Annotated in this window: 4 protein-coding genes and 1 other RNA gene; 1 reads left to right on the top strand and 4 read right to left on the bottom strand. The window is 34.9% G+C overall.

What is annotated here, in order from left to right; translation table 11 throughout:
- Positions 1 to 158: 158 nt before the first annotated feature.
- From rny to WBN21_RS00810, 4 genes are all read right to left on the bottom strand, one after another.
- Positions 159 to 1733, bottom strand: a complete 1575-nt coding sequence (gene rny / locus WBN21_RS00825) for a ribonuclease Y (protein WP_424197417.1) — start codon at positions 1731 to 1733, stop codon at positions 159 to 161.
- Positions 1734 to 1792: 59 nt separating this feature from the next.
- Positions 1793 to 1901, bottom strand: a non-coding RNA gene (ssrS, locus tag WBN21_RS00820) — 6S RNA.
- Positions 1902 to 1957: 56 nt separating this feature from the next.
- Positions 1958 to 2251 (bottom strand): cell division protein ZapA, encoded by a 294-nt coding sequence (locus tag WBN21_RS00815; RefSeq protein ID WP_424197416.1) that lies wholly within the window; start codon positions 2249 to 2251, stop codon positions 1958 to 1960.
- A 15-nt stretch (positions 2252 to 2266) separates the two neighbouring features.
- Positions 2267 to 2557 carry a hypothetical protein gene (locus WBN21_RS00810; protein ID WP_424197415.1) on the bottom strand — a complete coding sequence of 97 codons (291 nt, stop codon included), beginning with the start codon at positions 2555 to 2557 and terminating at the stop codon, positions 2267 to 2269.
- Between the two features lie 454 nt (positions 2558 to 3011).
- On the opposite strand from WBN21_RS00810, the gene WBN21_RS00805 reads away from it, so the two are divergent.
- Positions 3012 to 3568: M23 family metallopeptidase (locus WBN21_RS00805; protein ID WP_424197414.1), on the top strand; the 557-nt coding region annotated here is incomplete at its 3' end.

Raw genomic sequence — 3568 nt, 5'->3', positions numbered from 1 at the left:
GTTGTTAGTTGTTAGTTGTTAGTTGTTAGTTGTTAGTTGTTAGTTGTTAGTTGTTAGTTGTTAGTTGTTAGCAAAACTAAAAAATCCAGCGTTAACTGGATTTTTTAAATTTTAATAAATGCTTCTTTTTATGAGATTCCTGCCTTCGCAGGAATTTGTTACTTCGCAATATTAACGGCTCTTGTTTCTCTAATAACCGTTACTTTAACTTGCCCAGGGTACGTCATATCCGTCTGTACTTTTTGAGATATACTGAATGATAAATCCGCAGCCTTTTGATCGTCTACTTTTTCACTTTCAACAATAACTCGTAATTCTCTACCAGCTTGAATTGCATAAGCTTTTTTCACACCTGTAAATCCGAAAGCAATATCTTCTAAATCTTTTAATCGTTGTATATAACTATCTAAAACTTGACGTCTTGCTCCTGGTCTTGCTCCGGAAATAGCATCACAAACCTGAACAATTGGCGCCAATAATGATTTCATTTCTATTTCATCATGGTGTGCTCCAATAGCATTACAAACATCTTCTTTTTCACCAAATTTCTCAGCCCATTGCATACCTAATATAGCGTGAGGCGTTTCCATATCTGCTTCTGCATCTGGCACTTTTCCAATATCGTGTAATAAACCTGCTCTTTTAGCCATTTTAGGGTTTAAACCTAATTCTGCCGCCATGACGCCACAAAGTTTTGCAACTTCACGCGAGTGTTGTAATAAGTTCTGCCCGTAAGACGAACGATATTTCATTCTACCTACCATTTTAATTAACTCAGGATTTAAATTATGAATTCCTAAATCAATAACGGTACGCTTTCCAACCTCTATAATTTCTTGTTCTATTTGCTTTTGAGTTTTGTTTACTATTTCCTCAATACGTGCAGGGTGAATTCTACCATCAGTAACTAATTTATGTAAAGATAAACGCGCCACTTCTCGACGTACAGAATCAAAACATGATAAGATGATGGCCTCAGGAGTATCATCAACAATTATTTCAACACCTGTTGCAGCTTCAATAGCTCTAATATTTCGTCCCTCACGACCAATAATTCGTCCTTTTACATCATCAGATTCAATATTAAACACGGATACGCAGTTATCAACTGCTTCTTCAGTACCAATACGCTGAATGGTATTAATAATAATCTTCTTAGCATCCTGTTCAGCAGTCAATTTTGCTTCCTCCATGGAGCTTTGAATGTAAGCCATAGCATCATTCTTAGCTTCTCCTTTTAAAGATTCTACTAATTGCTCTTTAGCTTCTTCTGCCGAAAGGCTCGAAATAACTTCTAATTGCTGTACCTGGCTTTTATGTAATTTATCAACCTCGTCTTGCTTCTTTTCAAGCACATCTAACCTATGGTTGTAATCTTTCACTTTATCTTCTAAACTTTGATTTAGCTTAGCGCTTTTTGAAAGTTCACTTGAAATTTGAGATTCCTTATCTCGAACACGCTTTTCAGCTTCTCCCATTTTCTGATCACGCGATAAAATAACCTTTTCATGCTCAGATTTAAGTTCTATAAATTTTTCCTTGGCTTGAAGAATTTTATCTTTTTTCAGCGTTTCACCTTCACTTTTAGCTTCCTTAAGTATGGAAGTAGCACTTCTTTTAGCTTCTTTTACAAGTTTTGAAGCATTGTTTTTCTCTAGGGTTTTTGCAATAATAAAGCCAATTATTAGCCCTAATATAACACCACCTATTGCAAATATAATTGAGTTATCCATTCTTTTGTTTAGTTGATTATAGTATATAAAAAAGCCTACACCAGTATAAAGTTTTGTATAAACTCCTTAAAAACAAGTTTAGGGCTAACAAGCTGATCAAGGATCTGCGACTAAGGCAGCGTGCTTTTACAACTTAAACTCACCCTTTTTAAAGAATTAACGTTGAGTTTATCAAAAAAAATAACCAATGTAGGCAGTAACTTTTAGTTTATTTTAAAGAACGTTTAAGAGACTAAATGCGAATGTAACAATTCATTTAAAGCATTTAGTTTTTCTTCTACATGCTCGTTTACATTTGCTTTATCAATAGACTTCTGCTCTACTTGAGAGGCAAATTGCAAGGCACACATAGCCAATACATCTTGTTTATCTCGAACAGAATAACTTTGCTCAAATTGCTTTATCATAGCCTCAATGTTTTTAGCCGCTTTACGCAATCCTTCCTCTTGACTTGACTCAATCGTTAACGGATATACTCTATTAGCTATAGACAGCTTTATTTTAAGCTTTTCTGACATTGAATTTAATTAACTTTAATCAGCGAGTTGAGCAATACAATGGTCAATATCTCTAATTAATGCGTTTATTTTAAGCTTAGTTTCTCTTTTATTATCGTCACTACCAAGTATTGTATTTGCCATTTTAAGCGCTTCATACTTTTCCTCCCATCCAGCAATATGCTTTTGTTGGGCTAAATTTTCTTGCTTTGAAACCTCTAATTCTTCATTTAATTTCAAATTAGCAAGTTTTAAAAGCTCTAGTTTGTGTAATACCTTACTAATCTTGTTTTCTAATGAATCTACAATATCTTCAATATTACTCATTTACAAATTTCAATACTTACCCTACAAAGTTAACATTCCTAGCCAAATATTACAATTGTTTTATCATAAAATTTTATTTAATCGCAGTTCGCTATAAATTATTTGGGCGTTACCCACAAGGGGTCGGGCTTTCGGTTACAAGTCCTCGCTCCTCCTACGTCGGGCTGTGGGCTTTCCTCTGCAATCCCTAACGCGGGTGCATCTGCAAACATAAAGGCCTTAACAAAACAATTGGCGAGTTTGGCATTGCCTGAGTCTTATTAATTCACCTTATTAACTCCAAAGATCCCGAAATAAATTCGGGATTCCTGCCTGCCGGCAGGCAGGAGTTCAACTTACTATTTTGAATTCGCCCGCGGGGCTTTTCAAAATAGAGTTTCACTAACATGGCTTGATTTTTGTTTTATTCTTTGTGCTTTCATATCAAATAATTATTTTAGCCCAATACATTTTTATGCGATTTATACTGTCCCTCTTTCTAGTTTTTTCAATGTTTTCAAGTGCGCAAAACAATTACCCGCAAGATTATTTTAGTAATCCATTAGAAATTCCTTTAGTTTTAGCAGGCACGTTTGCAGAACTACGCTCCAACCATTTTCATTCTGGCATGGATATTAAAACCCAACAACGTACCGGATTAAATGTTAAAGCTTCAGCAAGTGGATTTGTGAGCAGAATAAAAGTATCACATTTCGGTTACGGTAAAGCCTTATACATTACACATCCAAATGGTTATACAACAGTATATGCCCATCTTCAAAAATTCTCGCCCGATATTGAGGCTTATGTAAAAAAGCTGCAATACGAAAAAGAATCATATGAAATTGAATTATTCCCTAAAGCCGAAGATTTACCTGTTTTAAAAGATAGTCTTATTGCTTATAGTGGAAATTCGGGTGGTTCTGGTGGACCACACTTGCATTATGAAATTCGAGATAAGGAAGAGCGCCCAATGAATCCCATGCTTTTTGGAATAGAAATTAAGGACACTACTAATCCTATTATTAAATC

The organism is Algibacter sp. (assembly GCF_049667265.1).
GTDB lineage: Bacteria > Bacteroidota > Bacteroidia > Flavobacteriales > Flavobacteriaceae > Algibacter_B.
The sequence above is the reverse complement of the archived record's forward strand: the minus strand, read 5'-3'. Positions and strand labels throughout refer to the sequence as shown.